Source organism: Streptomyces sp. NPDC091387, from assembly GCF_044756945.1.
Classification (GTDB): Bacteria; Actinomycetota; Actinomycetes; order Streptomycetales; family Streptomycetaceae; genus Streptomyces.
Window position 1 is genome coordinate 280,545 of sequence record NZ_JBIVTZ010000001.1, and the last position, 25,266, is coordinate 305,810.

General features: G+C 64.3%; 28 protein-coding genes and 2 pseudogenes. 22 read left to right on the plus strand and 8 right to left on the minus strand.

Translation table 11 applies throughout. The annotated features are described in order from the left end of the window. Positions 1-83 precede the first annotated feature (83 nt). The gene (locus tag ACIQM0_RS01430; protein ID WP_401282258.1) at positions 84-455 is read right to left on the minus strand and encodes a DUF2255 family protein; all 372 of its coding nucleotides are present in this window, start codon (positions 453-455) and stop codon (positions 84-86) included. A 266-nt stretch (positions 456-721) separates the two neighbouring features. Here ACIQM0_RS01430 and ACIQM0_RS01435 point away from each other — a divergent pair, with 266 nt between their 5' ends. The 5 genes and pseudogenes from ACIQM0_RS01435 (at position 722) to ACIQM0_RS01455 (ending at position 5,509) form a co-directional block, all read left to right on the plus strand. Next, positions 722-1,138, plus strand: coding sequence for an aldo/keto reductase (locus ACIQM0_RS01435; RefSeq protein WP_401282261.1), 417 nt, complete (start codon positions 722-724; stop codon positions 1,136-1,138). Between the two features lie 61 nt (positions 1,139-1,199). Continuing rightward, entirely contained in the window at positions 1,200-2,639 is a 1,440-nt protein-coding gene (locus ACIQM0_RS01440) for a sugar porter family MFS transporter (RefSeq protein ID WP_401282264.1), read from the plus strand. Between the two features lie 58 nt (positions 2,640-2,697). Further along, positions 2,698-4,122, plus strand: coding sequence for a glucose-6-phosphate dehydrogenase (gene zwf, locus ACIQM0_RS01445; RefSeq protein WP_401282267.1), 1,425 nt, complete (start codon positions 2,698-2,700; stop codon positions 4,120-4,122). Between the two features lie 121 nt (positions 4,123-4,243). Beyond that, positions 4,244-4,375, plus strand: a pseudogene (locus ACIQM0_RS01450) (IS30 family transposase); the annotation flags it as partial. 864 nt (positions 4,376-5,239) lie between these two features. Further along, the gene (locus ACIQM0_RS01455; RefSeq protein ID WP_401283426.1) at positions 5,240-5,509 is read left to right on the plus strand and encodes a hypothetical protein; all 270 of its coding nucleotides are present in this window, start codon (positions 5,240-5,242) and stop codon (positions 5,507-5,509) included. Between the two features lie 172 nt (positions 5,510-5,681). On the opposite strand, the pseudogene ACIQM0_RS01460 reads toward ACIQM0_RS01455, so the two are convergent. The 3 genes and pseudogenes from ACIQM0_RS01460 to ACIQM0_RS01470 form a co-directional block, all read right to left on the minus strand. Next, positions 5,682-5,879, minus strand: a pseudogene (locus ACIQM0_RS01460) (helix-turn-helix domain-containing protein); the annotation flags it as partial. 44 nt (positions 5,880-5,923) lie between these two features. Beyond that, on the minus strand, positions 5,924-7,561 hold the full coding sequence (locus ACIQM0_RS01465) for an ATP-binding protein (RefSeq protein ID WP_401282270.1): 1,638 nt from the start codon (positions 7,559-7,561) through the stop codon (positions 5,924-5,926). Positions 7,562-7,567: 6 nt separating this feature from the next. Then, positions 7,568-8,707 (minus strand): hypothetical protein, encoded by a 1,140-nt coding sequence (locus tag ACIQM0_RS01470; RefSeq protein ID WP_401282273.1) that lies wholly within the window; start codon positions 8,705-8,707, stop codon positions 7,568-7,570. 575 nt (positions 8,708-9,282) lie between these two features. On the opposite strand from ACIQM0_RS01470, the gene ACIQM0_RS01475 reads away from it, so the two are divergent. After that, the gene (locus ACIQM0_RS01475; RefSeq protein ID WP_401282275.1) at positions 9,283-9,423 is read left to right on the plus strand and encodes a DUF6791 domain-containing protein; all 141 of its coding nucleotides are present in this window, start codon (positions 9,283-9,285) and stop codon (positions 9,421-9,423) included. A gap of 1 nt (position 9,424) precedes the next feature. Here ACIQM0_RS01475 and ACIQM0_RS01480 read toward each other — a convergent pair whose 3' ends face one another. Continuing rightward, positions 9,425-10,270 carry an IS5 family transposase gene (locus tag ACIQM0_RS01480; protein ID WP_401282277.1) on the minus strand — a complete coding sequence of 282 codons (846 nt, stop codon included), beginning with the start codon at positions 10,268-10,270 and terminating at the stop codon, positions 9,425-9,427. A gap of 217 nt (positions 10,271-10,487) precedes the next feature. On the opposite strand from ACIQM0_RS01480, the gene ACIQM0_RS01485 reads away from it, so the two are divergent. Continuing rightward, the gene (locus tag ACIQM0_RS01485) at positions 10,488-11,531 is read left to right on the plus strand and encodes an IS4 family transposase (protein WP_401282279.1); all 1,044 of its coding nucleotides are present in this window, start codon (positions 10,488-10,490) and stop codon (positions 11,529-11,531) included. A gap of 512 nt (positions 11,532-12,043) precedes the next feature. Here ACIQM0_RS01485 and ACIQM0_RS01490 read toward each other — a convergent pair. Continuing rightward, the gene (locus ACIQM0_RS01490; protein WP_401282282.1) at positions 12,044-12,481 is read right to left on the minus strand and encodes a pyridoxamine 5'-phosphate oxidase family protein; all 438 of its coding nucleotides are present in this window, start codon (positions 12,479-12,481) and stop codon (positions 12,044-12,046) included. Positions 12,482-13,158: 677 nt separating this feature from the next. On the opposite strand from ACIQM0_RS01490, the gene ACIQM0_RS01495 reads away from it, so the two are divergent. The 5 genes from ACIQM0_RS01495 (at position 13,159) to ACIQM0_RS01515 (ending at position 17,707) form a co-directional block, all read left to right on the plus strand. Beyond that, positions 13,159-13,737: a hypothetical protein gene (locus ACIQM0_RS01495; protein WP_401282285.1), complete on the plus strand. Its 579-nt coding sequence runs from the start codon at positions 13,159-13,161 to the stop codon at positions 13,735-13,737. Between the two features lie 3 nt (positions 13,738-13,740). Continuing rightward, positions 13,741-14,856, plus strand: coding sequence for an MAB_1171c family putative transporter (locus tag ACIQM0_RS01500; protein WP_401282287.1), 1,116 nt, complete (start codon positions 13,741-13,743; stop codon positions 14,854-14,856). Between the two features lie 23 nt (positions 14,857-14,879). Next, positions 14,880-16,067, plus strand: a complete 1,188-nt coding sequence (locus ACIQM0_RS01505) for an amidohydrolase family protein (RefSeq protein WP_401283360.1) — start codon at positions 14,880-14,882, stop codon at positions 16,065-16,067. A 120-nt stretch (positions 16,068-16,187) separates the two neighbouring features. Next, positions 16,188-16,742 (plus strand): hypothetical protein, encoded by a 555-nt coding sequence (locus tag ACIQM0_RS01510; protein ID WP_401282290.1) that lies wholly within the window; start codon positions 16,188-16,190, stop codon positions 16,740-16,742. A gap of 89 nt (positions 16,743-16,831) precedes the next feature. Next, a complete protein-coding gene (locus ACIQM0_RS01515; RefSeq protein WP_401282293.1) occupies positions 16,832-17,707 on the plus strand; it encodes an IS5 family transposase in 876 nt (291 codons plus the stop codon). A gap of 28 nt (positions 17,708-17,735) precedes the next feature. Here the strand turns inward: ACIQM0_RS01515 and ACIQM0_RS01520 are convergent, their stop codons facing one another. After that, complete coding sequence (locus ACIQM0_RS01520; protein ID WP_401282296.1) at positions 17,736-18,113, minus strand: signal peptidase I; 378 nt, start codon at positions 18,111-18,113, stop codon at positions 17,736-17,738. Between the two features lie 57 nt (positions 18,114-18,170). After that, on the minus strand, positions 18,171-19,007 hold the full coding sequence (locus ACIQM0_RS01525; RefSeq protein WP_248585368.1) for a helix-turn-helix transcriptional regulator: 837 nt from the start codon (positions 19,005-19,007) through the stop codon (positions 18,171-18,173). 375 nt (positions 19,008-19,382) lie between these two features. Between ACIQM0_RS01525 and ACIQM0_RS01530 the strand changes: the two genes are divergently transcribed. The 10 genes from ACIQM0_RS01530 to ACIQM0_RS01575 all read left to right on the plus strand — a co-directional run bounded on the left by ACIQM0_RS01530 (position 19,383) and on the right by ACIQM0_RS01575 (position 25,251). After that, positions 19,383-19,697: a transcriptional regulator gene (locus ACIQM0_RS01530; protein WP_401282299.1), complete on the plus strand. Its 315-nt coding sequence runs from the start codon at positions 19,383-19,385 to the stop codon at positions 19,695-19,697. After that, complete coding sequence (locus tag ACIQM0_RS01535) at positions 19,697-20,071, plus strand: hypothetical protein (protein WP_401282302.1); 375 nt, start codon at positions 19,697-19,699, stop codon at positions 20,069-20,071. Before ACIQM0_RS01530 ends, ACIQM0_RS01535 begins: the two co-directional genes overlap by 1 nt. A 57-nt stretch (positions 20,072-20,128) precedes the next feature. Next, positions 20,129-20,710 carry a WhiB family transcriptional regulator gene (locus ACIQM0_RS01540; protein WP_401282305.1) on the plus strand — a complete coding sequence of 194 codons (582 nt, stop codon included), beginning with the start codon at positions 20,129-20,131 and terminating at the stop codon, positions 20,708-20,710. 62 nt (positions 20,711-20,772) lie between these two features. Beyond that, entirely contained in the window at positions 20,773-21,132 is a 360-nt protein-coding gene (locus ACIQM0_RS01545; protein ID WP_401282307.1) for a hypothetical protein, read from the plus strand. Beyond that, a complete protein-coding gene (locus tag ACIQM0_RS01550) occupies positions 21,132-21,992 on the plus strand; it encodes a hypothetical protein (protein WP_401282310.1) in 861 nt (286 codons plus the stop codon). Before ACIQM0_RS01545 ends, ACIQM0_RS01550 begins: the two co-directional genes overlap by 1 nt. An 8-nt stretch (positions 21,993-22,000) precedes the next feature. Further along, positions 22,001-22,729 (plus strand): ATP-binding protein, encoded by a 729-nt coding sequence (locus tag ACIQM0_RS01555; RefSeq protein WP_401282312.1) that lies wholly within the window; start codon positions 22,001-22,003, stop codon positions 22,727-22,729. Next, complete coding sequence (locus tag ACIQM0_RS01560) at positions 22,729-23,079, plus strand: DUF4326 domain-containing protein (protein ID WP_401282315.1); 351 nt, start codon at positions 22,729-22,731, stop codon at positions 23,077-23,079. The genes ACIQM0_RS01555 and ACIQM0_RS01560 overlap by 1 nt, the downstream gene beginning before the upstream one ends. Next, positions 23,076-23,495, plus strand: coding sequence for a DUF6195 family protein (locus tag ACIQM0_RS01565; RefSeq protein ID WP_401282318.1), 420 nt, complete (start codon positions 23,076-23,078; stop codon positions 23,493-23,495). The genes ACIQM0_RS01560 and ACIQM0_RS01565 overlap by 4 nt, the downstream gene beginning before the upstream one ends. Further along, complete coding sequence (locus ACIQM0_RS01570; RefSeq protein WP_401282320.1) at positions 23,495-24,613, plus strand: DUF2637 domain-containing protein; 1,119 nt, start codon at positions 23,495-23,497, stop codon at positions 24,611-24,613. Before ACIQM0_RS01565 ends, ACIQM0_RS01570 begins: the two co-directional genes overlap by 1 nt. Before the next feature lie 215 nt (positions 24,614-24,828). Further along, positions 24,829-25,251, plus strand: a complete 423-nt coding sequence (locus tag ACIQM0_RS01575; protein ID WP_401282323.1) for a hypothetical protein — start codon at positions 24,829-24,831, stop codon at positions 25,249-25,251. Positions 25,252-25,266: the final 15 nt, after the last annotated feature.

Below are 25,266 nucleotides of genomic sequence, written 5' to 3' on the forward strand. Positions count from 1 at the left end.
GTCCATCGCCCGGCAGCCCTCGGCGATGTCCTCGGTCGCGGGGTCACGCACCCGAGTTGGATTCAGCACGGCCCGAGACGGGTTCAGCGCGGTTCGAGACGGAGTGTGGAGGAGCGGGCCTGCTCGGTCAGGACGTGCTCGACGATGTCGGTGTAGCGCCCGTACTTCTCCCGGTAGGCGGCGTCCACGCTCGCGTACTCGCCGGGGTCGGCCTCGCGGAAGGTCACGTCCTGCTGCACGCCGCCCGCGTCGATGCGCCCTCGGTGGCGGGTCTGTGCCCCCCGGTACCAGGGGCCGTTGGTGCCTTTGACCGACCGGACGTACACACGGTCGCCGGCCCGGACCACCCACATGGTCACCGGGGCGCGCAGCGTGCCGTCGCTCCGCTCCGACCGCAGGTCCAGTTCTTCGGCGGCACTGATCTTGTCCAGGGCCGGGCCGTCCCAGGTCGTCATGTCTGTACCTTCCTTCTGCTCTTCTGCGTTCGAGCATCGGCCGGGCACCGGCTTCGGCCGCCACGACTTCGGCCGCGGCGGCTTTCACCTCGTCGACGATACGCAGGTTGTGCCGGAAGTTCTCGTCGGTGGAGCGCAGCATGCAGCAGACCGTGCGGGCGGATGTCCCGGCAGTCCCAGGGCGGGTACCCGCCGTCCGGGGGAGGCCAGGCGTGTGGAAACTCGATGACTCTCCCGCAGCCATTTCGCGCGCCTACGGTCGCGGGATGACTCACCACACGATCACTTCGAACAACGGCGTCGACCTGCCCGCCCTCGGATTCGGTGTCTTCCGGACCCCGCCCGGCGTGACGACCGACGCGGTCGCCGAAGCGCCGCGGGCCGGTTACCGCAACGTCGACACCGCCGCCGCGTACGGCAACGAGCGCGAGGTCCGCGAGGGCATCCGACGCTCCGGTGTCGCCCGCGAGGAGGTGTTCGTCCGGACGAAGATCTGGATCAGCGACTACGGCTACGACACCACGCCGCACTCCTTCGACAAGAGCGCGGGCAAGCGCGGTATGGACCAGCTCGACCTGCCCCCTCCTCCTCACCGCCTGCCCTGTACCCCGGACCCGCGTCACCCGAGTGCGGTCCGGCGCAGCACGCTCGACCGCACGCGACGCCAGAATTACCCGATATAAGCGTCTATACCTACTGAAGAGTGGCGACGTCAGCCGGGACCTCCAGGAATGAGGGAAAGACATGCCTGCAGGGTTCTCCAAGGAACCGGGCCCTCAAGGACCACCGCTCGAGGTCTCCCCGAAGGGACGGCGGAAGATCACCCGCTGGGCGGCCGCGATCGCCTTGGGCGGTTTCCTCTTCGGTTTCGACACCGGAGTCGTCTCAGGCGCCCTCCTCTACGTCAAGAAGGACTTCGACCTGAACTCCTTCGAGCAGGGCAGCGTGGTCAGCGTGCTGCTCATCGGCGCGATGATCGGCGCCATGTCGGGCGGCCGGCTGGCCGACAGCATCGGCCGCCGCAAGGCCCTCGGCGGGATCGGCGCGGTGTTCCTCGTCGGCACCGCCCTCGTCGCGGCGGCGAACGGCTATCCCCTACTCATGGTGGGCCGGGTGGTCCTCGGCCTCGCGGTCGGAGCCGCGTCGGCGACCGTACCGGTGTACCTGGCGGAGATCTCCCCGCCGAGCATCCGCGGGCGCCTGCTCACGATGAACCAGCTCATGATCACGACCGGAATCCTGGTCGCCTACCTGGTCAACCTCGCCTTCTCCGGCATCGAGAGCTGGCGGGGCATGTTCTCCGTGGGTGCGGTTCCTGCCGGGCTCATGATCGTGGCCACCCTGTGGTTCCTGCCCGAGTCACCGCAGTGGCTCATCAGCCACGGCAAGGAGGACGAAGCCCGCAGGCGCCTCACCTCCGCGACCGACGAGACCACCGCACACTCGCTGCTCACCCAGGCCCGTCAGCAGCTCGCCGAGGAGCGCGCGAAGCGGGAAGCGGCCGCCGGGACATCCGACGGGAGCACCAAGCTCCTCGCCCCCGATGTGCGGCCCGCCCTCATCATGGGACTCACCCTCGCCGCCGTACAGCAGTTCGGCGGTATCAACACCATCATCTATTACGCGCCGACCATCATCGAGGAGACCGGCCTCACCGCCTCGAACTCCATCTTCTACTCGGTGGTCATCGGCGTGATCAACCTGGCCATGACGCTGGTCGCGATCCGGCTGGTCGACCGGGCGGGCCGCCGCATCCTGATCCTTGCCTCACTGGGACTCATGGCGATCTCGGTCTTCATGCTGGGCCTGGCATTCGTACTCGACACGAGCTCGGTGCTCATGCTGCTGTGCATGGTCGTCTACATCGCGGCCTACGCGGGCGGTCTCGGCCCGGTGTTCTGGACGCTGATCGGTGAAATCTTCCCGCCGACCGTCCGCGCCAAGGGGTCGAGCGCGTCGACAGCTGTCAACTGGATGTCCAACTTCATCGTCAGCCTTGCCTTCCTCCCGCTGGCGAACGCCCTCGGGGAAGGGGAGACGTTCTGGATCTTCGCGGGGATCTGCGTACTCGCGTTCTTCTTCGTCAGCCGCTACCTCCCCGAGACCCGCGACCGGAGCCCCGAACAGATCGAGGCGGCCCTGCAGTCCCGCTTCGGTCACAGCCGGCCGAAGAAGTCCGCCTGAGGCCACACACACCGACGCCGGGCGGGCAGCGCCGGGTGCCCCGAAAGGACGCGACACCATGACCACCATCCCTGAACGCGCCGACGCCCTCACCCTGTTCGGCATCACCGGCGACCTCGCCAAGAAGATGCTGCTGCCCGCCCTGTACAACCTCACCGCCCGGGGTGCCCTCGACACCCCCGTCATCGGCATCGGCCGCAAGGACTGGAGCCGCACCAAGCTCCACCAGCACGCCCGCGACGCACTGTTGGCCGCCCAACTCCCCATCGACGAAGTCATGTTCACAAAGCTCACCGGCCTGCTCGACTACACCCGCATCGACTACGGCGACCAGGCCACCTTCGACGCCCTGGCCACCAAGGTCCGCGGCCACGGCCGCCTCGCCCACTATGTGGCCGTCCCCCCGTCCACGTACGTCACGATCGCCCAGCGCCTGGCCGCGGCCGGGCTCGCCGACAATGCCCGCCTGATCGTGGAGAAGCCCTTCGGTCACGACCTCGACTCCGCTCGCGCCCTGCAGGCCGAGCTGACGCAGTACTTCTCCGAGGAACAGCTGCGCCGCGTCGACCACTTCCTCGGCAAGGACGCCGTGGAGAACCTGCTCACCTTCCGGTACGCCAACACCATGCTCACGGACCTCCTGAGCCGCCGCCATGTGCGTGGCGTCCAGATCACCATGGCCGAGGACTTCGACGTGGCCGGCCGCGGCGGCTTCTACGACGCCACCGGCTGCCTGCGCGACGTCGTGCAGAACCACCTCCTGCAGATGTTCGCCTACCTCGTCATGGACGCACCCCGCACCGGCTCGGCCACCGACATCCTCGACGAACGCGACCGCGCCCTGCGCGCCACCCGCACCGTCCGCCCCGACGACTGTGTCCGCGGCCAGTACACCGGCTACCTCGACGTGCCGGGCGTCGAGGCGGACTCCACCACCGAGACGTACGTGGCACTGCGCACCTGGGTCGACAACGAACGCTGGTCCGGCGTCCCCTTCGTCATCCGCGCGGGCAAGGCCCTGGCCACCACCGCCATCGAGATCGTCGCCGAACTCGACCGGCCGATCCCCGGCTACTTCCACACCGCCTACGCCCAGGAGGTCCGCGGCAACCTCGTACGCTTCCGCATCAGCCCGAGCACGGGTGTCACCTTCGACCTGCTCGCCCAGCACGGAAGCACCACTACCGTCGACGACGTCGCCGCGACCGCCGACTTCACCCACCTCACCGGCACGGACATCGGCGCCTACGAGCACATCCTGGCCGATTCGATCACCGGCGACCCACGTCGTTTCACCCGCATGGACATGGTCGAGGAGTGCTGGCGCATCATCGGCCGCCTCCTGACCCCACCCGGGCCCCCGCTCACCTACACCCCCGGAAGCTGGGGCCCCACAGAGGCCACCGCCCTGACCACCGACGGCAAGTGGCACCCCCTGGAGCAGGACGCCACGGACAGCAGCACCCGGTCACCTGCACCATGACCACCGCAACTCCCCGGCCATAAGCGGCGATTGACGCAGCAGACCCACGGAAGACAGTCAGTTCCGCGCCGCAAAGGGCGATCGCCACCCGTGGCGGCCACGTCGAGTGCGTCATCTTTCACACGGACAGGGGAAGCGACCGACGAACGAGAACACGAACGGACTGCCGCGTCAGTACTTCCCGGAGGGCACCACTCTCTCCCGGTGGTCGTCCACGGCCCTGGAGGCCGTCGCGGTGTCGGCAAGTCGAAGGGGTGGTTCGGTGAGGGCCACTCCGCGATGGACAGCTCGCGCGGCAAGGGCATGATGGTCGGCGGCCCGACCTGCGTCTCGACGCCTTCGGGAACGTCGAAGAACACCCGGTCGAGCGACGATGGGCGGGTTCCCCCGAGTCCGGCATCGGCGGCTCGTCCGCCTCGACGAACCCCTTCCCCTTGACCCACCCCGGCGGCCATTGCCGTCCGTGACCGTTGACCAGGTCGCGGAAACGTTTCGTCTGATCCTCGTCATCGAAGGTCCAGCAGCACCAGTCCCCTGTTCGGGATCCACCAGACGATGGTGTGCGAGGGATCTCCGGACAGCCGGAAATCAGTCTTGATCGAAGCCAGGGAGAAATCGCACGGGGCTTCGGTGTGGCGTCTGTGTGGCGAACGCGACACCTGCGCTACCGTGAAACCGGCGTTCCCACTGGTCACAACGTTTCTGCTGTGGTGGGGCGGGTGGGACTCGAACCCAAAACGGTGAGGCGTCTCACCTGCGGTTTTCTCAGAGAAACGGATATATCGCCCTGTTTCCATCCCGCTGAGTCCCCCTCGATCCGGCTCCAGCGGATCCGGTGCAGCGTTCGCTGCACCGACACGAGGGCCCCATGCGGACGCATCCAAGTCATCCGATCACGCACCACTCAACAGTACTGAGCAGAGGCCCCGCCTGCGGTCGGCAGTCCGGCCCGAGATACTCAGACATCGCATCGACGGCCGTCCAACATCACTACCAGTAACGGTTCGCCGAACGTCGTTGGACGGTCCACACAGACGCGGGGTCGACGGCCCCTCCGGTACCGACGCACTCTCCCTCCGCCCGGAACAGGTGATCGCGGAATGATCCCCACAGGCGCATGGTCCTGACAACCACATCCCTCCCCCCGAGCGACGAGGTGAGCCGGGCGGTCCGGGCCGTACTCGCCGGTGAACTCATCGACAACGCCGCAGGCCGGATCGGTATGCATCCCACGGCCCTCATCGACGCAGTCCACGTCTTCACCCAGGCTGGCACCGAAGCCCTGCGCCGCCAGGACCGGCGCACCGAGTGGGCTCAGTTCTACGTCGAGTTACCGACTGGGCCGCGGCCGAGCAGATCACTGCCGCCCATCTCGTCCCGTTCCTGAACAAGGTGAAGGACAGCGAGACGACAGCGCTGTGGTGGTTCATCCGTAAGCACCCCTGCTGGCGGTGGCCGACCAGTCCCGCATCACACAGACGGTGATCGAGCACCGCCTGACGCACCGCGGCCTGCTCCGCCTCGCCCAGCACCTGATGAACTCCCACCGGACGGCCCTTCGTCCGGGCGAGCAATGCCTCCCGGCCTCCGGTCTGCCACTTCGCCCACCAGTTGTTCACGGCCCTCAGCGACACCCCGAACACCGACGCAACGTCCTCACGGTCCCGGCCCGCCACCAGCGCGGCCGCCGCCCGCAACCGCAGAACCTCCTGCGCCGCCGGCGACAAGTGCCGCGCGTCCCACACCAGATCACTCACACCCAGCTCAACGACCGCGAATCACGAGCGTTTCGGATCAATAGCTATTTCTGCCAATCCTTCAAAAGGGGCTCGAAGAGAACGTCGTGCCACGGTCGAATCCACTCCTGCATGTAGCAGATGTCGTTAGAGGAAGGCGCCGGGTTTGCCTGTTTCAATTTGATGATTGAAGGCATCACCGCGGCATCTCCCAGGAGCAAGGCCTCGCCTGACTGAAGCATGGGCAATGAGTCGGTAAGAGGACCCAATGAATCTGGAATCAATCTGCGAACATAACGCTGATCTTCGGGATTTGTGAGACGCATAGCCAAAAAGTTGCTGCACTGCGAGAAAATAGTCTCGGAGATTTCGGCGGGTCGCTGGCTTACGATGGCTGCCGTGATGCCGTACTTCCTTCCCTCTTTCGCGATTCTTTCGATGGCGGAACGTGAGGCGCTGTATTTGGAGAGCTCACTCTTCGGGACATATTTGTGGGCCTCTTCGTAAACAACGAGGAGGGGAGTTTCGCTCTTGCCCTCAGCGTGAGCTTTCTTGTAGTAGTACGCGTAGTCGAAGAGGAGCCGTGAAATCAAAGAGACGCTGATACTTAGTACCTCAAATGGCACACCGCTCAAATCGATGATTGTGACGTTGGATTTCCGATCCTCGTCGTACCCAATAAATTGCCTCAACACGCCTTCTAGGGTCATGTTCCTCGTCTGATCACCTAGTAAAAAGTCAAGCCTGCGATCCGTATACTTATTTTCCAGGCGCGTGAGGAAATTCTCGAACTTACCCTTTAGGGAGCCATTCACGAGCTTGCCGGTAGCCCCTGGAATCATTTCCTCGTTTTTGGCGCGGATAAAATCAATGACCCCACCGAGGTCAAAATAGAGAGGAGAGTCATAGTGAATAATGTCTCGCCGCTCATCCGGCCCAGAGAAGTGCTCCTTTCGATTTTCGGTAATCCCGCGCTTCAAGATGGCGATCTGGTTTTGAGATTGCTCTTCTACGGTTTCAATGAAGAGCGATTGAAGCTCTTCTGAATTCAGAAGCCAATAGGGAAGGGAAAGGCTTTCAACATTTAGATAGTTGGCCTCAGGGAAGGCCGAAAGATATTCTGAGTGGATGTCGAAGATAACGATATGGGAGTTGTTTAGGGAATAGGAATCACGGCTGGGATCCCTGATCTCAGTTGCGGATTGGATAATTCTCGCCATGGCGTGAGATTTTCCCGAGCCAGTTGATCCAACGATGGCAATATGGCGATTAAAGAACTTATCGCCATCAACGGGAACTTTCACCGCAGGATCTTGAGATAGCTGTGCAAAGTGAAACCTTCGGATGTCGCTGCCCAGTGCATCGTAGATACTCTGAATCTCTAGATGGCTGGCTACCACCACGTCCTTCGGCGGAATGGTGATTCCCCCACCCCCGCGTTTGAATTTTCCATCCGCGCCGATATACCCAAGAGGAACAGCTTCGATCATGTAGACTTTTTTGCGCTCTTCATCCTCGGTTTCGCTTCCGCGAATCTCAATCGAGTAATTCTCGATGACGGCAATGATTGATGATTCATTGCCGTCATAAACCCTGAGGTATGAGCCGACTTCTACGGGTTCTTGCCCCTTCAGGTCTGAAATATCGCTAACGGCGATTTTAATGCGGTTTGGGAATACGGCGACCACTTCGGCACCAGGCACGATTTCCTACCTCAAGATTTGAGCAACGTCGGATGGTTTTTCTACGTACCAGCTATGAATCCGGCAGCCGTAGGCTCCAGTTTTAGGCGTAACCGCCGGAATATCAAGGAAGAAGTCGTAGACGTCGGAGAAACCAACCTGTTGTAGTAGACCGTGAAGGTTCTCCTCTCCCGTGACTTTCAGTTCCACCCTGCGCATCCCATTAGGATTAAGGAGGTTTCCGAGTTGCTGTTTGTCGCCATCAAAATGTGTACCGTCGAAAATCAGGACTCCTGAGTCCAGGATCATCTTCTTCAGGATAGGCATTCTGTCCGTTCCGCGAAATATTAGATACGCGGGGACCGAGTCAGATTTCCGGTGATACCTGCTTTTGACGTGTAGCGCAATGTCCACCAGGTCATGCAGGTTGGAATTCTTTCCACTTTGGACAATGATCAATCGCTCTCGCTTCGGGACGTTGATGCGCCGTTGTCTAAATTCCTCTCGGAGCAGGCGCACATATTTCGCGTTTCCATAGATCCTCTGATACGCGGAAAGAAATAGTGTCGATTGCGCTTCCTTTACCACGTCGTCCAAAATATTTGTTGAGACTACGCGGCGCCCCGAAGGATTGTTAAGGACTAGGTCCACGAGGAACCGATGGATGATCGCGTGATATTTGAGCGCCTCAACTTTCGTGGATAGATGATAAGCTTGCATGAGAGTATCGAGAACGTGCCCAAATTGAGACTGGTAGTTGGCGGAGAATTGAATATGGAAGTTCTTCGAGAATTCCATCAAAAGATCTTCGGAGTACTCGTCGGAGTACTCTTTACTGAGTTTCCTAAGCTCCTCTAGTTCTAGCCATCGTTCATCCCCGGGAACGGTATCCAAAAAATATCCGTAGAGCAGAAACCGTCGCGATCGATCAAGCGAATATTGCTTTATCATCTGATTTACTGCATCTTTAATTAAGGAAAGGGAGAAATTCCTAGTCCGATGTTTGATTTGGATGTAATACTCGTCGACGCTTAGATCCTGAATTCCTTCAATTTGGACATCGGCACTTGGGTTCTCGTAGATCCTCAGAAGGGATGAATCGAACTGAAACACGAATCCCTTGAGGGCGTGGTGGCCACCGTCCCGAGATTCATCGATCGCGATCATGTGGTGGCGGTGTCTCCGTGCTTCTGGGTGCGGTCAACGATTTTCATGATCACAAATGCGACATGAGGCGAGTTGATCAGAAGATGAACGATCTTATCTCTACTTGTGGCGGACTGAGAGGGACTTGAGGGAATTGCGGGGCCCCCTGAGAGTCACTCTGCAACAGAAGCGCCGCACGGGGGCCTTGTGGCACCACGCTGCCTTCGATCTCGCATGGCCGTCGTCCTGCGGGCCGTGTGTGGCGTCAGGCGCGGCCCGGCGGTGGCTGGCAGCGACCCAATGTCGACCGCTCGATACCTGGTCAGGGGCACTCCCGCGTCGAGGTTCGCGGGCGAGCCGGACGAGGTGTCAGTTCCTGCGCAACAAGCCTCAGGGGTGCAGACCGAACCACGGCAACCACCGTCAGACAGGATGACAAGATTGGTTGTCATCGGCCCAAACAAAGGCCACTCCTCCTCAAACAGCCGACTCTTCGCTCGTCGTTTAATGTCCACGAGCGAACGCGGCCTCGACCTTGGGCTGGTTCTCGTGCCCCGCTGGCCACGACGTCCGAGTGAAGAAGGAGATGGTCTTCGATGTCTACCGCACTTCTCGCTCGTGACCCCGACCTCTCGCGCCTCCTCGACGACGGCTACCACGTCGTCGTCCAGGCCGGTCACATCATCGTCCGGATCCCTTACGTCACTGAGAGGACGTTCCGGTTGAAAACCGGATAGTTCATGGGTTGTGCCAGGTTATGGGCGTTTCGCCGGTTACTCGCTTCGCAAGGTTCGAGATCATCGCGATGCGGATCATGCTTTCGGAGTGTGCTGGTTTGGTCTCGTAGTCGCGGGCGAGGCGGCGGTGCATCATGATCCACCCGAAACTTCGCTCGACAACCCAGCGCCTCGGTACCACGGAGAAGCCTTTGACCTGCTCGTTTCGTGGGACCACGTCGACGTCGATGCCGAGGGCGGCACCATGCTCGATGGCCTTGGTCTTGTAGCCGGTGTCGACCCACGCCTTGGTGATCGTGGGGTAGTCCGCGGCGAGCTGGGTGAGGAGCTGTTTGCCGGCCTCGTTGTCCGAGACGCTGGCGGCGGTCACGATGACCAGCAGTAACAGGCCGAGAGTGTCGACAACGATGCTGCGTTTGCGGCCCACGATCTTCTTGCCGGCATCGGTTCCCTGGGTGTCGATAGGGACGCTGGAGGCGGTCTTGACGCTCTGGGCGTCGATCACGCAGGCGGTGGGTTCGGCGGTGCGTCCTGCCTGTTCACGGACCATCCTGTGCAGGTGGACGCCGAGATTCTCGATGGTGCCGTCGGCACTCCAGGCGCTGAAGTAGCCGAACACGGTGGTGTGAGGCGGGAAGTCGTGCGGAAGGTAGCGCCACGGGACGCCGGTCCGATTGAGGAAGAGGATCGCGTTCATGACTTCCCGCAGGTCAGTGACCTTGCCGCCGAGGTTGAGCGAGGTCTTCTGGCGCTCGGCCCGCCAGGCTGTCAAGGTCGGTTCCATCAACGCCCAGCGGGCATCGGAGAGGTCACTCAGGTATGGCAGGCGCGGCTGCGAAGAAGTCATGGGGATACTCATGCACAAGGTCTCTACCCGGGCATATCGCTCGATCGAGCGAGGCAAAAGCCGCTCTCAGTAGGTTCTTCGAACCGGACAGGAGCTACTGGCTGGAACCGGGGCGAAACGTAAGGTCATGCCTACCGAAGCTGCTGCCGCAAATCGCCCGTTCTGCCAGTATGCGGCTAATCCTGGCGCGACAGAACCGGCGCAAACCATCACATAAATGACACGAACGTCCTCTGCGGAGGTCGCCCGGCTGCTGACCGCGGGTTTGCAGGGTGCGCGGTGTTGGCGTGCGTCGTGGGTGGTGCCGAGTACGGCGGCGATCTGGAAGGCCAGGTCCCGGTTGGGGGTGGCACCGCTGCGGCAGCTGATTGTGCGGGTGTGCCGTCCGGTTGCCACGGCGGGCACTCAGGGCGCCTTCTACCGCGGCTGGCGGCTGACCGCGATCGACGGCACCACGTTCGACCTGCCCGACACGAAGGCGAACGTGGAGGCGTTCGGCCGCCCGCCGCGTTCCGGTCGGGGTGAACAGAACCTCGGCTACCCGCAGTTGCGCATGGTCGGCCTGGTCGAATGTGGCACCCACGCCATCTTCGAGGCTGCGGTCGGAGCTCTGCGCGCTGGAGAGCAGACTCTGGCCCGGGCGGTACTGGTGTCCCTGCGGCCGGGGATGCTACTGCTGGCCGACCGCGGTTTCTACGGCGTGGACCTGTGGCTCAACGCCGCGGCCACTGGGGCGGACCTGCTGTGGCGAGTCCGCAAGGACCTCGTGCTGCCGGTGGTCGAGCAGTTGTCAGACGGCTCCTACCTCACCGAGATCTTCGACCGCAGCGACATCCACCACACCCGCCGCGGGGTGCCGGTCCGCGCGGTGGAGTACTCCATCGCCGGGCACGAGGGCGTCTACCGGCTCATCACCACAATCCTCGACCCGGACAAGGCCCCAGCCGCGGAACTGGCCGCCCTCTACGCCCAGCGATGGGAGTTCGAGTCCACCCTCGACGAAATCAAGACCCATCTCGGCGGGCCGCACCTGGTACTGCGTTCGCAACACCCTGACGGAGCCGAGCAGGAACTCTACGGCTTCTTGCTCGTCCACCACGCCATCCGACATCTGATGCACCAAGCCGCACAACAAGCCAACCAGGACCCCGACAGGATCTCCTTCACCCGCTCACTGCGCGTCGTGCGCCGCCAGGTCACCAACCAGGCGGCATTTTCCCCCCGGCAGACTCGCTCGCGCGGTCAAAGCCACCCACACTGAACTCCTCGAACGTCTCCTGCCACCACGACGCCGCCGGACCAATCCTCGCGTCATCAAACGCAAAGTCGCCGGCTGGCCCCTCAAACGCGCCGCCCACCGAACTGCAGACCGCCCAACCACCGCGACCATCAAACTCGTTGGCGCCACCAAACCAAAACGAGTCAAACGCACACCAAAGCACTAAGTTACCGGTATTGAGGCTAAGCCGTTCCCAGGCATGGGTTCATACATGCGGCCGAAGGTCGCGATCGACCCATAAGCCCAGCGGACTGAGCAGCAACCGGTCGAGCCCGCCTGGCGTGGTCTGGGCGGACTCGTCGACTGCATCGACCCGCTGATTGAGCAGGCGCACCAGCTCCCAAGCTCCAAGCCCGGGCGGCCTCGATGGTGTGGGGGCTGCGCACCAAGCGAACCCCAACGCCTCGTGAGACGCCCAGCGGGTAGCGCGAGCGGACAAGTGACATCGCATCTTCGGTGCCTACGCCCACAGCGATCCCGCGGGGCGCTTGACGCTACGCAGCGGTCTGGGCTGCCTGGGGTCGGACGCCCAAGGTCTGACCCAGTGCCCGTTCGACCGAAATCAGGATGACCACCCGCTCGGGGTCCGGGGCCGGCGTGCGACCGTATCGCTTTCCGTAACGGGCCACCGCGTCTTCGACCACAGCCTCGTCGGTGCACACCTCCGCGACCCCTTCGAGCGTGGCCCACCGGCCGCCGTCGACCTGGCACACGGCTACGCGGGCTTCGCCTCCACTCGCGAGAATGTTGACCACTTTACGACTCGATTTGCGGGTGATAATTCGGGCCACGCCAGCGGCGGCTTCCACCGTCACACCGACTGGCACAACATGCGGTCGCCCGTTGGGCCGCAGCGTGGTCAGCGTGCACAGGTGGTACTCGCTCCAGAACTCCAGGTAGCTGTCCGACTGGGCGGATATCGCGTTCGACATGACTGAAAGCGTAAACGCCACAGTTGCCCGAACTGCCCCAGCGTGACCGTCACCACACCCCTTCCGATCTGCCATTTTGTCCACTTCGCGGGCGTTTACGAGAGCGTCAGACTCATCGAAAGTCTCAGGTTAATAACGGAGTCATCTATCAACTCGCGAAAGTTGATCCGTTCACGCCAGACCTTAAAACAGCAGCTCAAAGCTCCGTACGAGATTCAACAAGGTTGTTTTAGGTCGCTTTGACTGGTTGAAATTACCTGCCACCTACACGAATCGATCATGACTTTTAGGCCATGTCTTGTCGGATGCTTCACGTACTGTCCAACGAGGTTCCCGAGAGCTCCGCGGGGCAGCCCCGCCCGGGGCGTCAGGGCGCGTTCGCGTACGTGACATCCGAGCAGACGGCGAGCCCTGGATTTCTAGCATCCCTCCCTCTGCGAGGGGGGTCAGTCGGGGCGCAGGTGCAGCCGACTGCGGTCGTTTCCGGCGCCGGGAACCGGACGTCATCGACATGGGCGCGGTGTCGCCCGGCTCGGGGAGCCATCACAGCCGGTTGGAGGGATTACTCAGTGTGGTCGGATAAGAGTGGCCGAGACGCGGCGGAGCCCAAGGTTCCCGCTCAAGACCGAGCCAACCGTCGACGCCTTGGACGCTGGCGTACAGCCACGGCCCGAACGGTGGAGAAGGATCTGCAGCGGCTGATTCGGCGTGAGCTGCAAGATCTCGGGGTCACTCCCCCGCTCGACGTTCACGACCTCTGCGAGAAGCTGAGCCGACGGCGCAGACGCCCTCTGTTTCTGCGTGCAGCTCCGCTGCCCAAGCCCGGCCCCTCGGGCATGTGGGCGGAGTACGACACCTACGACGTGATCCTGTACCAGCAGGAGACGACCGACCTGCACCAGGACGGGATCATCCTGCACGAGGTCGGACACATCCTCGTCGCGGAGAACGAGAAGGCAGCCGAGGACTCCGCCTGCGGGGTGGAGACAGACACGCCCGATGCAGCCCCTGATGAGGACGCGGCGGCCGTCGATGTGGAGGGGTGGGCCACCCTGCTGCCGGTCTTCGGGACCGAGGCGGTCAAGCGCGTTGCCCAGCGTTGCTCGTATGACGACGGCGAGGAGTGCTCCGTCGAACTCGTGGCCACGATCATCCTGGAGTGGTCGGCCCTGCTCGCAAACTCCACTCCTCCGGCTGATGATCCCGCCCTGCGCCGGGTCGAGGCGGCTCTCGGCGACCGGCGAGGATGGCTGTAACTCGTGGAACTCCTGCTCTTGGGGCTCCTGGCCGCACTGGTCTGGAAGCTCTACCAGTGGAAGCGAAGCCCGCATGACGCACCTCTTCGCTCGGTCACCCTCTGCCTGTTCTGCGCTGCGCTCTCGTACCCCGTAGCGATGCCGGGCGGCGCGTCCGGAGTCGACACCGTCGCCGGCCACGGGACGGCGAAGCTGATCCAGAACGTCCTGTTGCTCCTGACGGTCTACTTCCTCATGTGCTTCTACCTCTACTCCGCCGCTGACGAAGAAGCGGGGCGTCGGCGGGCACGCAGGGAAGCCGTGCTCATCGGGGTCGTCGCAGTCGCGATCACCGTGGCTGCGCTGTCGGTGCCGCACGAGGTCTTTGCCGGCAGCTTCAGCACAGCCGACATGACGATTCCCCAGATCGCCTTCTTCTACGGCGGCGCTGGCCTCTACCTCATGTATGCCCTCGGCATGGCGTTTCGGTGGACTCGCCGATACGCCCGCATGTCCCGACGCCCGCACTCCACCGGGCTCTGGATGACCGCCATCGGTCTGGGAGCGATGGCCGTAGCGTGCGCGATTCGAGCCGTCATCGTCGCGGTTCGCTCAGCAGACGTGGACGTGCCACATCTCCTTATGGCGGCCGTGGCCTTCCTCTTGGTCGCATCAATCCTGCTGTTCGCCGCGGGTGTCACCTACTCCGGAGCCCGAGCGCGAATCTCCTCCCTACGACTCTGGCTGCAACACCGGCGTGATCACCGTCGCCTCTCGCCTCTGTGGGAGTTGTTGGCGGAGGCGTATCCGGACAACGTGCTGAGACCGGCATCCTCTGCTGCACTGGACCGATGGCGGGCCCGTGGCGTGCACCGGCGCTACCACCGCCGCATCGTGGAGTGCCGCGACGGCCTGGTGGACATCAGCCCGTACCTGCTGGACGAGGGTGACGACAGCACAGTCCTCAACATCGACTCCGCCGAGCTCGCCGCCCGGCTCCGCCGGGCCTCCGCTCGGATCGAGAAGGGGGTCCCCGCGCCCCGCCGCGCGGTCCCGCTCGCAATGGCGCTGGGGAGCGACCGCGAGTCGGATGTGAAACAACTGATTGCGGTATCCGACGAACTGCGCGCAGCCGCATGACCTCGCAAGATCAAGGAGTCACGATGCTGATTACCGGTGGACGAGTGCTCGTCGACTCGGGGACCTACCTGGAAGACGGTGCCGTTCTCATCGAGGGCGACTCGATCTCTGCCGTCGGGCCGCGCAAGGAAATCGAAGAGCGGGCCGGGGCCGACGTGCCTCGATTCGAGTTCGGCGGAACCGTGCTGCCGGGGCTCATCGACGCTCACGTTCACCTGGCCTTCGATGGCGGGCCTGACCCGGTGTCCACCCTCCAGGGCTCGACGGATGAAGCCCTGTTCGAGGACATGCGGCGGCGCAGCGAACAGCTCCTGCGCAGTGGCGTTACCACCGTCCGCGACCTCGGCGACCGCGGCGGACTGGCGCTTCGTCTGGCTGTGGAAATCAGCAATCGGCGTACACCAGGACCGAGGATCGTCTCCGCAGGCACCCCGGCCACCACCGTGGGCGGGCACTGCCACTTCCTCGGCGGCGAAGTCTCCGGCGAGACCGAGATCCGCGAGCTCGTACGGCGCAACCTCGCGGCCGGGGCAGGCGTCATCAAGGCGATGGTCACCGGCGGCGGTCTCACGAAGGACGGCCCCAGGAGCCACCAGTCGCAGTTCACGGCGGAGGAACTGGCCGCCCTGGTGGAGGAAGCCCACAAAGCGGGCGTTCCTGTCGCGGCCCACGCGCACGGTGCCGACGGCATCGCCTCAGCCGTAGAGGCCGGCGTCGACACCATCGAGCACTGCACGTGGATGTCGAGCGATGGCCTGGACTTCCGGCCCGACGTGGTTCAGCAGATCATCGCGAAGGACATCACCGTCTGCCCGGCTGTAAGCCCGCACTGGCAGATGCTCCCGCGCTTCTTCGGCGAGGAGCGCGCCAACGCGATGTTCGACCTGGTGCGGCAGATGGCCGACGCCGGAGTCCGCCTGATCGCGGGGACAGATGCAGGCGTGCAGCGTGCCGGCTTCGACGGGCTTGCTCAGGCCCTGTCGTTCTACTCGCACCTGGGGCTGTCGAACGCCTCGATCATCGACATGGCGACGTCGCAAGCGGCTGCTGCCCTGGGCCTGGGCGAGATCACAGGGAAGGTCGCTCCCGGCTACCGAGCGGATCTCCTCCTGGTGGACGGTGACCCGCTCGCGGATCTCTCCGCACTGAGCGGAGTCCAAACCGTGTTCGCCTCCGGTCTGCGCCACGAACCGAACAGCACGGGACAGTAAGAACCTCACCCTGGTGCCCTGTTTCCTGACCCCCGCGGGTCCGGGGAACAGGGCACCAGTACCGCTTCAGACACAACCGGTGATTCGATGTGTATTAGGGCGGCTTGTACCGTAGGCGGCATGTCTGTGGATATTCGTACTGTATTGCGTAAGCAGGAGGAAGAGCTGCGGCGCTTTCGCCGGAACCTGTTCTCTACGGAGCCGGCTGATAGCGGCCTGGCCTCTGTACTGCCCAAAGACGTGCTGGAGCAGTTGCGGGCGGAGGGAAAGACGGTGCCGCACCGCTTCGGACCGGTGCGCTCGGTGACCGACCGGCATGCTGTCCTCACCATCGTCGGGGACATCATCGACCAGGCCGTACTCCTGGACCGTCCTGGCCGGGAAGGGGCTGTGCTGACACTGTCGGTCACCGCACGGCACAAGCAGCTCGGCACTCGCCAGGCAGTTGACCCGGGGGAGGCGCGGGCCTGGGTGGAAGCGATCGTGGGCCCCAAGTGGCTGCCGCACTTTTACTCTGCTGGGGCCCTGAGCGGCTCCACTGCGGGCGGGACCTCGACGTCGAGGCCGCTGACGACGCAGTACTTCTACCTGTTCCTCGGCCCGGACGGTGTCCCGCACGGTGAGCCAGAACATCAGCTCGGCGTGCAGTTGATCCCGCTCATCCATACGCCCTGACGATCACCAGAGTCCAGGGCGAACGCCGCCTGATGCGGCACTAGGCCGTGTATCGAAAGTCGATCTTGGGCGATGAATGATCGCGGTTCATGGGGCGGGGAGATCTCACGGACGAACAGTGGGTGGTGTTGGAGCCGTTGCTGCCCAAGGGTGCGAAGGCGGGGCGACCTGTCATCTGGTCCCGGCGGCAGCTGATCGACGGCATACGGTTCCGGGTCCGAACGGGCGTTCCGTGGCGAGACGTGCCCGCCGAGTACGGGCCGTGGGGCCGGATCTATGACCTGTTCCGCCGATGGCAGCGGAACGGCACCTGGCACAGGGTCTTCAGCCGACTCCAGTCCCTGGCCGATGAAAAGGGTGCGATCGTGTGGGACCTGAGCGTCGATTCCACGGTGTGCCGTGCCCATCAGCATGCCGCCGGGGCCCGGAGGCAGGGTGACCTGCAAAAGGAACCGCCGGGCGGTGTCTTCACCGAACCCCTTGATCATGGACTGGGGCGCTCGCGCGGTGGGTTCACCACCAAGCTGCACCTGGCCGTCGAGCAGGGCCAGAAGCCCATGTCGATCGTGGTAACGGCAGGTCAGCGCGGGGACTCGCCACAGTTCGAACCCGTGCTGGAGAAAGTCCGCGTGCCCCGCCTCGGGCCGGGCCGGCCGCGCGTCCGTCCCGATCGCGTGCGGGCTGACAAGGCGTACGCCTCCCGCAAGAACCGCGCATACCTGCGTCGCCGGGGGATCCGCTGCACCATCCCGGACAAGGCGGACCAGGCGCGCAACCGCCAGAAGCTCGGCTCCCGCGGTGGCCGGCCGCCACATTTCGACCCGGTCGACTACCGCGAGCGCCACGCGGTCGAGTGCGGAATTAACCGCCTCAAGAGGCACCGCGCTGTCGCCACGCGATACGACAAACTCGCGGTCCGCTATGAGGCGACCGTCCTCGTCGCGGCCATCAACGAGTGGCTGTGAACATCGCCCGTTCGTGTCAGGTCCGCAGTTACGCCTGGTCCTTCTCCGGCGCTGCATAGCCGGGCACGGACGGCCATCGAACAGTCAGTACCACCGACTCTTCCTCCGCGAACCATGAGTGATCGACTCCGCACCCCCACACGACGTAATCACCCTGCTCCTCCAGTAGAACGCTGCGGCCGGGCAGTTCGACGCGGAACCGGCCGCTGATGAGAACCAGGAGAGCCGTGCGTTTCTCGCCCCTCACCCACTGCGACCGCTCATCGGCGCGGGGGTGCACGCCCCATTTGATCTCCAGGGCCTCGCTGTGGCGCGGGTCGCCAACGTCCTTGAAATGCCCCAGAAGCCATCCTCGGTCCAGTGCCGCATCCTTGCCCGCATTGCCCACATACACGCTGTCATTCACGTGCCCGAACGCTAGCAGCCGCTCTTGTACTCGCAGTCAGCACTTTCGATACACGGCCTAGTTGTTGGTGCTGGGACCGGCCTTCTTGTCCAGCTCGCTGGCGAGGTCGTTCAGGATCGAGAGGACATCGGCCGGCAGGCCCTCGTCGCCCATCCCGCGGGCCCGGACACGGCCCACCTTGCCCTGCTTGGCAGCAGACATGATGCGGAGTCCTTCGTAGACCTGCCGGGCGACGGACTCGTTCGGCTCGAAGTACAGCTTCGAGACGTCGAAGAACTTGGCCAGACCTTCGAGGACCACGGGCACCGGTGCGTCATCTCCGCCCGTCCGCAGGGCCTCGATGTCCTCGGCTGAGGTGACCTGGGAGCCCGCGTAGGCGTTCACCGAGTCCGCGATCTCCTGATCACCCGGAGCGGTTCGGCCCGGGTAGGAGCGTTCCAGCAAGAGAGCGATCTTCTCAGCCAGCGTCTCCGGCACCTTCTCGGCCTCGGCGGTCTCCTCGTCAGCCTCTCCGAAAGACCGGTCCTGGGCGCGCTTCAGCTCGTCCTCGGTCACCCCGTATGCAGCCGCCAGGAGAGGTACGTACCGGTCCTTGAGGCGGCGGACACCCCCTTCGGCTCCAGCCACCGGCCCGTCGCTCTTGGTACCGATGACCGTCCGTGTCTCGTATCGGTACAGGCCGGCGTCGCATCGCAGGTCAATCAGGTCGGGCAAGCCGTCGCGCGGGAACAGGTCGTCCAGATCCCGGTTCAGCACCCTGGCCAGAGCAGGCAGCTTCTCTTGATCGGGCGTCGTCGCTCCCGACTCCCATCCCGCCACGGTCGAGTCCGCAGCACCGAGGGCGGACGCGACGTCGGCCTGCGAGACATCGGCGGCTCGACGTACCGCGCGCACACGTTCTCTGTCGAAACGGCGAGCTGGCATCGGACCTCGTCTTTTGGGTGAACCGAGGAAACCTCGGACTGTTGACTTTTGATGCGAACCAAGATAGCTTCATCTTAGCGAAAAACGAGGGGGTTCGCACCCCTCTCGGCCTTCGCCCACCTGCGGTTCCCATCGTGGACCGACTCAGTGAAGAGGGGATTCCGCGCAGCACTCGGGCGCGGCCCCTCCCCTCAAAACGCCATCGGCGCCCGAGAGTTCGCACCTCTCGGACGCCAGACAGCTCGTGATCCGTGGCCCTCAACAGGGGCGCTGATCACTCGCACGGCCACTCCGTGTCCTTTCGCACGGCACGACGGAGCGGCGTACCACATAAAGGAGTGTCGCATGTCCCCCACTACGGACTGCAACCCGAAGGTGGAGATCCCTTCGGGCCCGACCGAACGTCTGGCGGCGCAACTGTCGTCCATGCTGCCGGAAGTCGCCGTCGTACAGGTGCGCCTTCAGGGGCCTCGGACCCTGTGGCCCCACCTCGGGCTGACCGCCGTGAACGCCAGTGGACGGACCCTTCGTGTCCCTCGGGCGAAGGCGGTCACCATCGCCCGGTGGATCATCCGCTCATTCCCCCAAGCCGGATGGGCGGCCTCCGGCGGGCACGCCTTCGACCTGCGGACCGCGGAACTGCGCGGGCTGGAAGCGTGATGGCGGCCGTGGCACCGGCGAACGCGGGTCCGGCCGTGGACTTGCAGGGACTCGCGACCGTGGTCGGCCTCCTGGCTCAGGCCGGCGGCCTGGACGCCTTGTTGGGCAGCCAAGCTACTGACTCCCGCGATAAGCGTCTGCACATCGGGTACAGCGAAGCCGCCGAACGGCTGAACATTCCGGAAAAGTGGCTCCGCGAGCGTATATCCACGCTCCCTCACCGGAAGTTCGGCAAGTTCGTGCAGTTCACGGAGGATGACCTCCACGCGATTTCCGATATGCATTTCGTCGGCCCTGGCGAAAAGACCCAGAGGGATGACGAGTCGGTACTGATGGCACTTCAGCCTTCCAAGCGCTCTCGTAAGCGTTCCTGATCTCCCCTCGCGCCCGATTTCAATACTTCGCGGCGCTGCGAACATCGCGAGAAACAAATGAGCACTGACATATCCGGCCTCATCGAGGCTGCGCACCGGGGAAATTGGCTGCCCCTCATAGAAGAGTCGAAGAGGGCTCCTGGTAAGCACTGGGCTGAATACGCCCGATGCGCTAACCAGGACATCAATATCTTCGTCCCTCTCGCAGACGGCCCCAGGGAAGAACCCGACACCGTGAAAGCCAAGCTGGGAATCTCCCTCAACCGTCCTCGCAATCTGTGCGCGTCATGCCCGGTGGCCGTCGCTGCCCGTTGCCTGGTGGAGTCCCTGAAGGATGACGACGAATACGGAATCCGGGGCGGTCTTCTGGCTTCCGAGCGTGCAGAGCTGCGGCGTGCATGGCAAGACCGGGACATCGAGAAAGCAGTAGAAGGCGCGCTTCGAGGTTGCACCGCAGCCTTGACCAAGCCCGCCCGGGACGCCGTGATTGCGCGCTTCGCCACTGATCCAGCACTGGACGCTGCTGCCGTCGCCCGCGGGCTTGGCGTGACGCACGAGTATCTGCTGAAACTCGCCCGTCGCTATCGAAAGTCGCAGGCCGGGCGGGGTACGCCCCCGCTCCACGTCGTCGCCGCCTGACGCCGCCCCCGAGGAAACGATTCTTCCGCACGGCGGACCCTGCGTTTACGGGAGTTTCCCCCATGCTTCAGAACAACCTTTCCGGATTTCGGCGCAGGACTATCGGTGCCGAGATTCGAGAAATTGCACCTACGGCAGTGCTCGTGCGGGTCTACCCCGTGCGCCGGCCTGTTACCCACCTCTTCGAATCGGACTTTTACCGCATACTTATCGACCGCAGGACCGAAGAGGAAGTTGCGCGCATGGTCAGGCGCGGTTTCGGAAAGGCTGCCGACTGGCGTCGCGCCCACGATTTCTATCTCCCCACCGAAACGCTCTATCTCACCCCGGAGCCATATCAGAACGGCTACGTCCCGGAGGACGACCAGTCTTTCGGTCTTTCCCTCAGCCGTCGCATAGCCATAGGCGACGGTGACCACTGATGAGCGCCATAGCGACCGAACTGGTCTGGTCACACTCGAAGTCGTGCAGGGGCTCGCGCCTCGTCATGCTGGCGCTGGCCCGCGAGGCGGACGACGACGGCAAGGCGACGCTAACCCTTGATGAGATATCCGCTGTTACCCGCCTTACGCCTCGTTCGATAACGAAATGTCTCGGAGAGCTGGCAAAGCTCGGAGAACTGAGCCGCGAACGCGGAGGGGGCGCCTCCAACCCGAATTCCTACTCCATATTGCTGTGTAGCGGGACCGCCGAGGAAGCCGCCAGCACGGTGAAGGATCTTCCTACTCCCCGCCCTGGCGGGCCAGAAGTGGGAGAGAAGGACCAGGAAGTTCCTTCCCAGAACCTCGCTGGCGAAGTCGGAAGTGGGAAGTTTCGGCACGCAGATTCGGAAGTTTCTTCCTCGCGCGTACGTGGTGGTAATACTCCCTACGGGAGTATTACCACCACCAAAGAGCAAGCTAGCCTGCCGAGGTCGCGCCGAGAGAACAACGCTGGCGAGCAAGGCTCGGTGACGGTTCCTGACGGTGCCAAAGACCTGGTAACAGCCATAACAGGCGCCGGAATGCTCGTTGGTTGGCGACTGACCGAATCGGAATGGGATCGGGTAACAGCTCTCGCAGCACTTTGGGGAAATGAACGGCTGGTCGAGATGGTGGCGCGGCGATGGAACGCCGACCGCCCGCCACAGTCCGCCCGCTATCTGCTGCGCATCTGGGCGGATCTGCCCTCGCACGCTCCCCCCGCAGCAGCCTCTCAGGGGAATGTCGTGCCGTTGCGTCGGCAGTCCGGAGGCTGGGTTCCCTTTCAGAACACCGCTGCCCCCAGCGCTTACCAGAACTGATTTTGATCATGGCTGAGCCGGAACGCGCGGGCAGCGCCAGGTCGATGCGCGCAATGGAACGAATACTCGCTGCGAAAGGACTTCAGGCCGTGCCGGATGCCGACCCCGCCGACGAAGCATCGGAAGAGAACCCCGGAGATCGCGAGTGGCACTCTCGGGCTCGGGCCGACTACGCCCTGAGCCGCTGGCAGAGCGCCACCCCTCCCCGGTTCCGTGACGCGGAGGCCACGCTGCCGGAGGTCATCGGCTGGGCCGACCGGGCACTCACGAACAACGCCGGGGCTGGCGCTCTGCTCCTCACCGGCCTCACGGGGACGGGCAAGACGCATCAGGCATACGGGGCCTTGCGAAGGATCGCGGCCGGCGGGCCGGACCGGTTCGAGCTGATCGCCGTGAACTCTGCGGACATGTACGGCAACCTGCGCCCGTCACAGGTCATGGGCGCCGCTGAACACGAGCTGCAACGGCTCAGCAGGGTTCAGTATCTACTCCTCGATGATCTCGGTACGGCGAAGACCTCGGAATGGACCGAGGAGGTCACGTACCGACTGATCAACTACAGGTACAACCACTGCTTGCCGACGATCATCACCTCCAACCTGCCCGCCCGCGATGAGACCGGGCCTGACCTGACCGACTTCGTCGGGGCCCGCGTGGCGAGCCGTCTGGCCGAGATGGTCACGACCCTTGTGCCGATGATCGGCGCTGACCGGCGCCGCGGCGGGAGGGCGGCGTGATGCCCGTCCGCCTTCGCGGCGCGTTCCACGACGCCACAACGCTTTCCACAGCCTCTGCATACGTCGGACCGAGCAGCCGGTACGCCAACCCGTTCACAGTCGGGGCTCGGTCCCCGCTCGGTCCCCCGATGGACGCTGCTGAGTCGGTAGACCTCTTCACCGCCACGCTCCGGGGCCCGGTCGGACGCCACTACGCCGCTCGCTTCGCCCGAGCGCTGCGCGGGCTCGACCTGATGTGCACATGTCCCCTTGACGCTCCGTGCCACGCGGACGTTCTCCTTCGCCTCGCCAATGAGCCCGGCGACGGCACCGCACCTCGCACCACCGATCTTCTGGAAGGCCCCCGATGAGTCACCCGATCATGTTCGCTGCGGCCAAGCACCTCACGACCGCAGAGGAGCGGCGTAAGACCGCTCGGGAGGCCGCGTTCCGCTCCTGGGGCCCGAGGTCGATCACCGCAGCGTCCAAATACGCACGCACCCTCCTGGGGGCCGCCGCAGTCACGCTCGACTGGGAGGTGCTGGGACTTCTCAGCTTCGAAGAACACCTGCAAGCTTTCGCGTCGCTCGACACGACCGGGGGCCAGCACCTGGAGCTGTACTACACCGATCAGGGCGGCACAGAACGAATCTCGCTGCGGGTGTCGTCCGTGAGCTGCCCAAGTCAGCACGTGCACGAGGTCACCTCGTTGGAACAGCTCGGACAGCTCCTCTCGCAGACCCCGGCCTGGCAGGACATCAGCCCGCGCGACGGGGGGAACCACTGATGTCACACACGCACATAGACATGGCGGCCGGAACCGAACGGCAGGAGAGCTACAGCCTTCGCGGAATGACGGCCTGGGACCGCAGTGCGATCATCCTGCTCGGCGCGGCCGGCTTCGCCTTCTCGTACGACGCACTGCGTCAGATCGCCCTCGCGATCCACGCCAGGGAGACCTTGTCCTACCTGTTCCCGGTGTTCATCGACGGGTTCATTGCCTACGGCGTGCGGGCGATCGTGCTTCTTAGGCACCAGCGGTTCGCCGCGCGGCTCTACGCCTGGTTCTTGTTCCTCGCGGCGACCGGGGCGAGCCTCGGCGCGAACGCTCTGCACGCCATCACGCTGAACGATTCTCCGCAGGCCGGACGGTCCGCGCTGCACCTCACGGACAGCGTCGTGGGTGTGCTGTCGATGCTCGCGCCCCTCGCGCTGGCGGGATCGGTCCACCTCTACATTTTGATGGCGCGGACGGCGGAGCGGGCGGTCCCGGACGGGGCTGACTCCGGTCCCGGACCGGTCCGCGAGACGTCTCCGACGCTCGAACGCGTCGCTGTCCAGCAGCGCCCTCGTCCGCTGGAAGCACCGGCGCCGATGCCTCCACTGCCGTTGACAAACGGTCCGTCCGCGCCGCAGGACGCCGCCGCAGCAGCAGTTGACCTGCGGAAAGCCGAGCCCCCGCCCGCAGAAGAAGAACGTACGGAGAACACCGCAACCCATCCGTCCGCCGAAGCGGACGAAGAAGAGGCGGAGGGCAAGAGCGCGGACGGACCGGACGGTGGACCTACGGGCCACGCGCCGACCACAGCACTTCCGGAGGACACGGAATCCTCCGCGCCCACGGCGGTCCGCACCTCGGCGGACGGAGAGACGCCGTCCGTCCCGGACGACGCGGAATGCCCACAGGACCGGGAGGCAGATGACGACTGGTTGGCCGAGCTGCTGCCGATTGCGCGATCGGCTGCCGAGCGAGCCGGACGGACCAGTCGCGAGGTTGTAGGGGACGCCGTCCGCAAGCATCAGGCGATCAGCAACGACCGGCTTGGTGTGCTGCTGGCCCGGCTGAAGGAAGAGGACGCCGAGGGGGCAAGGACACCCGCCGCTGCCTCCAGCGCCCTCTGGTGATGTCATCTCATGACGGGCTCGGGGCCTGTGTGGCTCGCGCCGTACAGGCCCCGGCCGGTCAGCTTGATCAGGAAGGAACGACGATGTGGTCTCGCCGACGCGACCGGGCTGAGGACGCCGCCCGTGCCGATGCCGTACAGGCAGCGTCCGCCCTCGCGGTTCACCTCCAGGGCGGGGGCAGTCTTGTGCCAGTCCAGGCGGATGGTCTTGCCCTTGTGGTTGATGAGGTCGCCTTCGCGGACGTGGCGTGCTCCGCCGCCCGCTTCTACGGGACAGGGGTCGACTACCCGACCCCTGCGAGTGGCTACTTCGAGGACCACCCGACCTTCGGCCGGCGGTGGGTGAGCAACGGTCGTCTCGACTCCCGTCGGCGTCAGGAAGCGGAGGACGCCGCCCGTCCGCAGTGGCGCGATCACACCGCTGCCCGAGTGGTGCTCACGTCGGCTGGCGTACGGCTCCTCCCGGTGGGGGCTCGTGAGTGGATGCCGTTCGACCACGTCCTCCTGACCGGAGTCGCCAATGAACCGCCCGCCGTCGTGCTCTCGTACAGCACGTGCGCGCCCCTGCTCCTGAGCGGCCCAGCCGCCCCGTGGCTCGGCGTGGCGGTCGAGCACCTGCACCACAGCTCCGCATATTGATCAGAAACTCATTGG

Coding starts and splice junctions, on each gene's coding strand:
- ACIQM0_RS01510 (WP_401282290.1), top strand. CDS start 16,188: ATGTCTGTGGATATTCGTACTGTATTGCGTAAGCAGGAGGAAGAGCTG.
- ACIQM0_RS01530 (WP_401282299.1), top strand. CDS start 19,383: ATGTCCCCCACTACGGACTGCAACCCGAAGGTGGAGATCCCTTCGGGC.
- ACIQM0_RS01485 (WP_401282279.1), top strand. CDS start 10,488: ATGACACGAACGTCCTCTGCGGAGGTCGCCCGGCTGCTGACCGCGGGT.
- ACIQM0_RS01455 (WP_401283426.1), top strand. CDS start 5,240: ATGGTCCTGACAACCACATCCCTCCCCCCGAGCGACGAGGTGAGCCGG.
- zwf (WP_401282267.1), top strand. CDS start 2,698: ATGACCACCATCCCTGAACGCGCCGACGCCCTCACCCTGTTCGGCATC.
- ACIQM0_RS01515 (WP_401282293.1), top strand. CDS start 16,832: ATGGGGCGGGGAGATCTCACGGACGAACAGTGGGTGGTGTTGGAGCCG.
- ACIQM0_RS01550 (WP_401282310.1), top strand. CDS start 21,132: ATGAGCGCCATAGCGACCGAACTGGTCTGGTCACACTCGAAGTCGTGC.
- ACIQM0_RS01435 (WP_401282261.1), top strand. CDS start 722: ATGACTCACCACACGATCACTTCGAACAACGGCGTCGACCTGCCCGCC.
- ACIQM0_RS01555 (WP_401282312.1), top strand. CDS start 22,001: ATGGCTGAGCCGGAACGCGCGGGCAGCGCCAGGTCGATGCGCGCAATG.
- ACIQM0_RS01545 (WP_401282307.1), top strand. CDS start 20,773: ATGCTTCAGAACAACCTTTCCGGATTTCGGCGCAGGACTATCGGTGCC.
- ACIQM0_RS01490 (WP_401282282.1), bottom strand. CDS start 12,481: ATGTCGAACGCGATATCCGCCCAGTCGGACAGCTACCTGGAGTTCTGG.
- ACIQM0_RS01470 (WP_401282273.1), bottom strand. CDS start 8,707: ATGATCGCGATCGATGAATCTCGGGACGGTGGCCACCACGCCCTCAAG.
- ACIQM0_RS01535 (WP_401282302.1), top strand. CDS start 19,697: ATGGCGGCCGTGGCACCGGCGAACGCGGGTCCGGCCGTGGACTTGCAG.
- ACIQM0_RS01560 (WP_401282315.1), top strand. CDS start 22,729: ATGCCCGTCCGCCTTCGCGGCGCGTTCCACGACGCCACAACGCTTTCC.
- ACIQM0_RS01480 (WP_401282277.1), bottom strand. CDS start 10,270: ATGACTTCTTCGCAGCCGCGCCTGCCATACCTGAGTGACCTCTCCGAT.
- ACIQM0_RS01505 (WP_401283360.1), top strand. CDS start 14,880: ATGCTGATTACCGGTGGACGAGTGCTCGTCGACTCGGGGACCTACCTG.
- ACIQM0_RS01475 (WP_401282275.1), top strand. CDS start 9,283: ATGTCTACCGCACTTCTCGCTCGTGACCCCGACCTCTCGCGCCTCCTC.
- ACIQM0_RS01540 (WP_401282305.1), top strand. CDS start 20,129: ATGAGCACTGACATATCCGGCCTCATCGAGGCTGCGCACCGGGGAAAT.
- ACIQM0_RS01565 (WP_401282318.1), top strand. CDS start 23,076: ATGAGTCACCCGATCATGTTCGCTGCGGCCAAGCACCTCACGACCGCA.
- ACIQM0_RS01440 (WP_401282264.1), top strand. CDS start 1,200: ATGCCTGCAGGGTTCTCCAAGGAACCGGGCCCTCAAGGACCACCGCTC.
- ACIQM0_RS01430 (WP_401282258.1), bottom strand. CDS start 455: ATGACGACCTGGGACGGCCCGGCCCTGGACAAGATCAGTGCCGCCGAA.
- ACIQM0_RS01570 (WP_401282320.1), top strand. CDS start 23,495: ATGTCACACACGCACATAGACATGGCGGCCGGAACCGAACGGCAGGAG.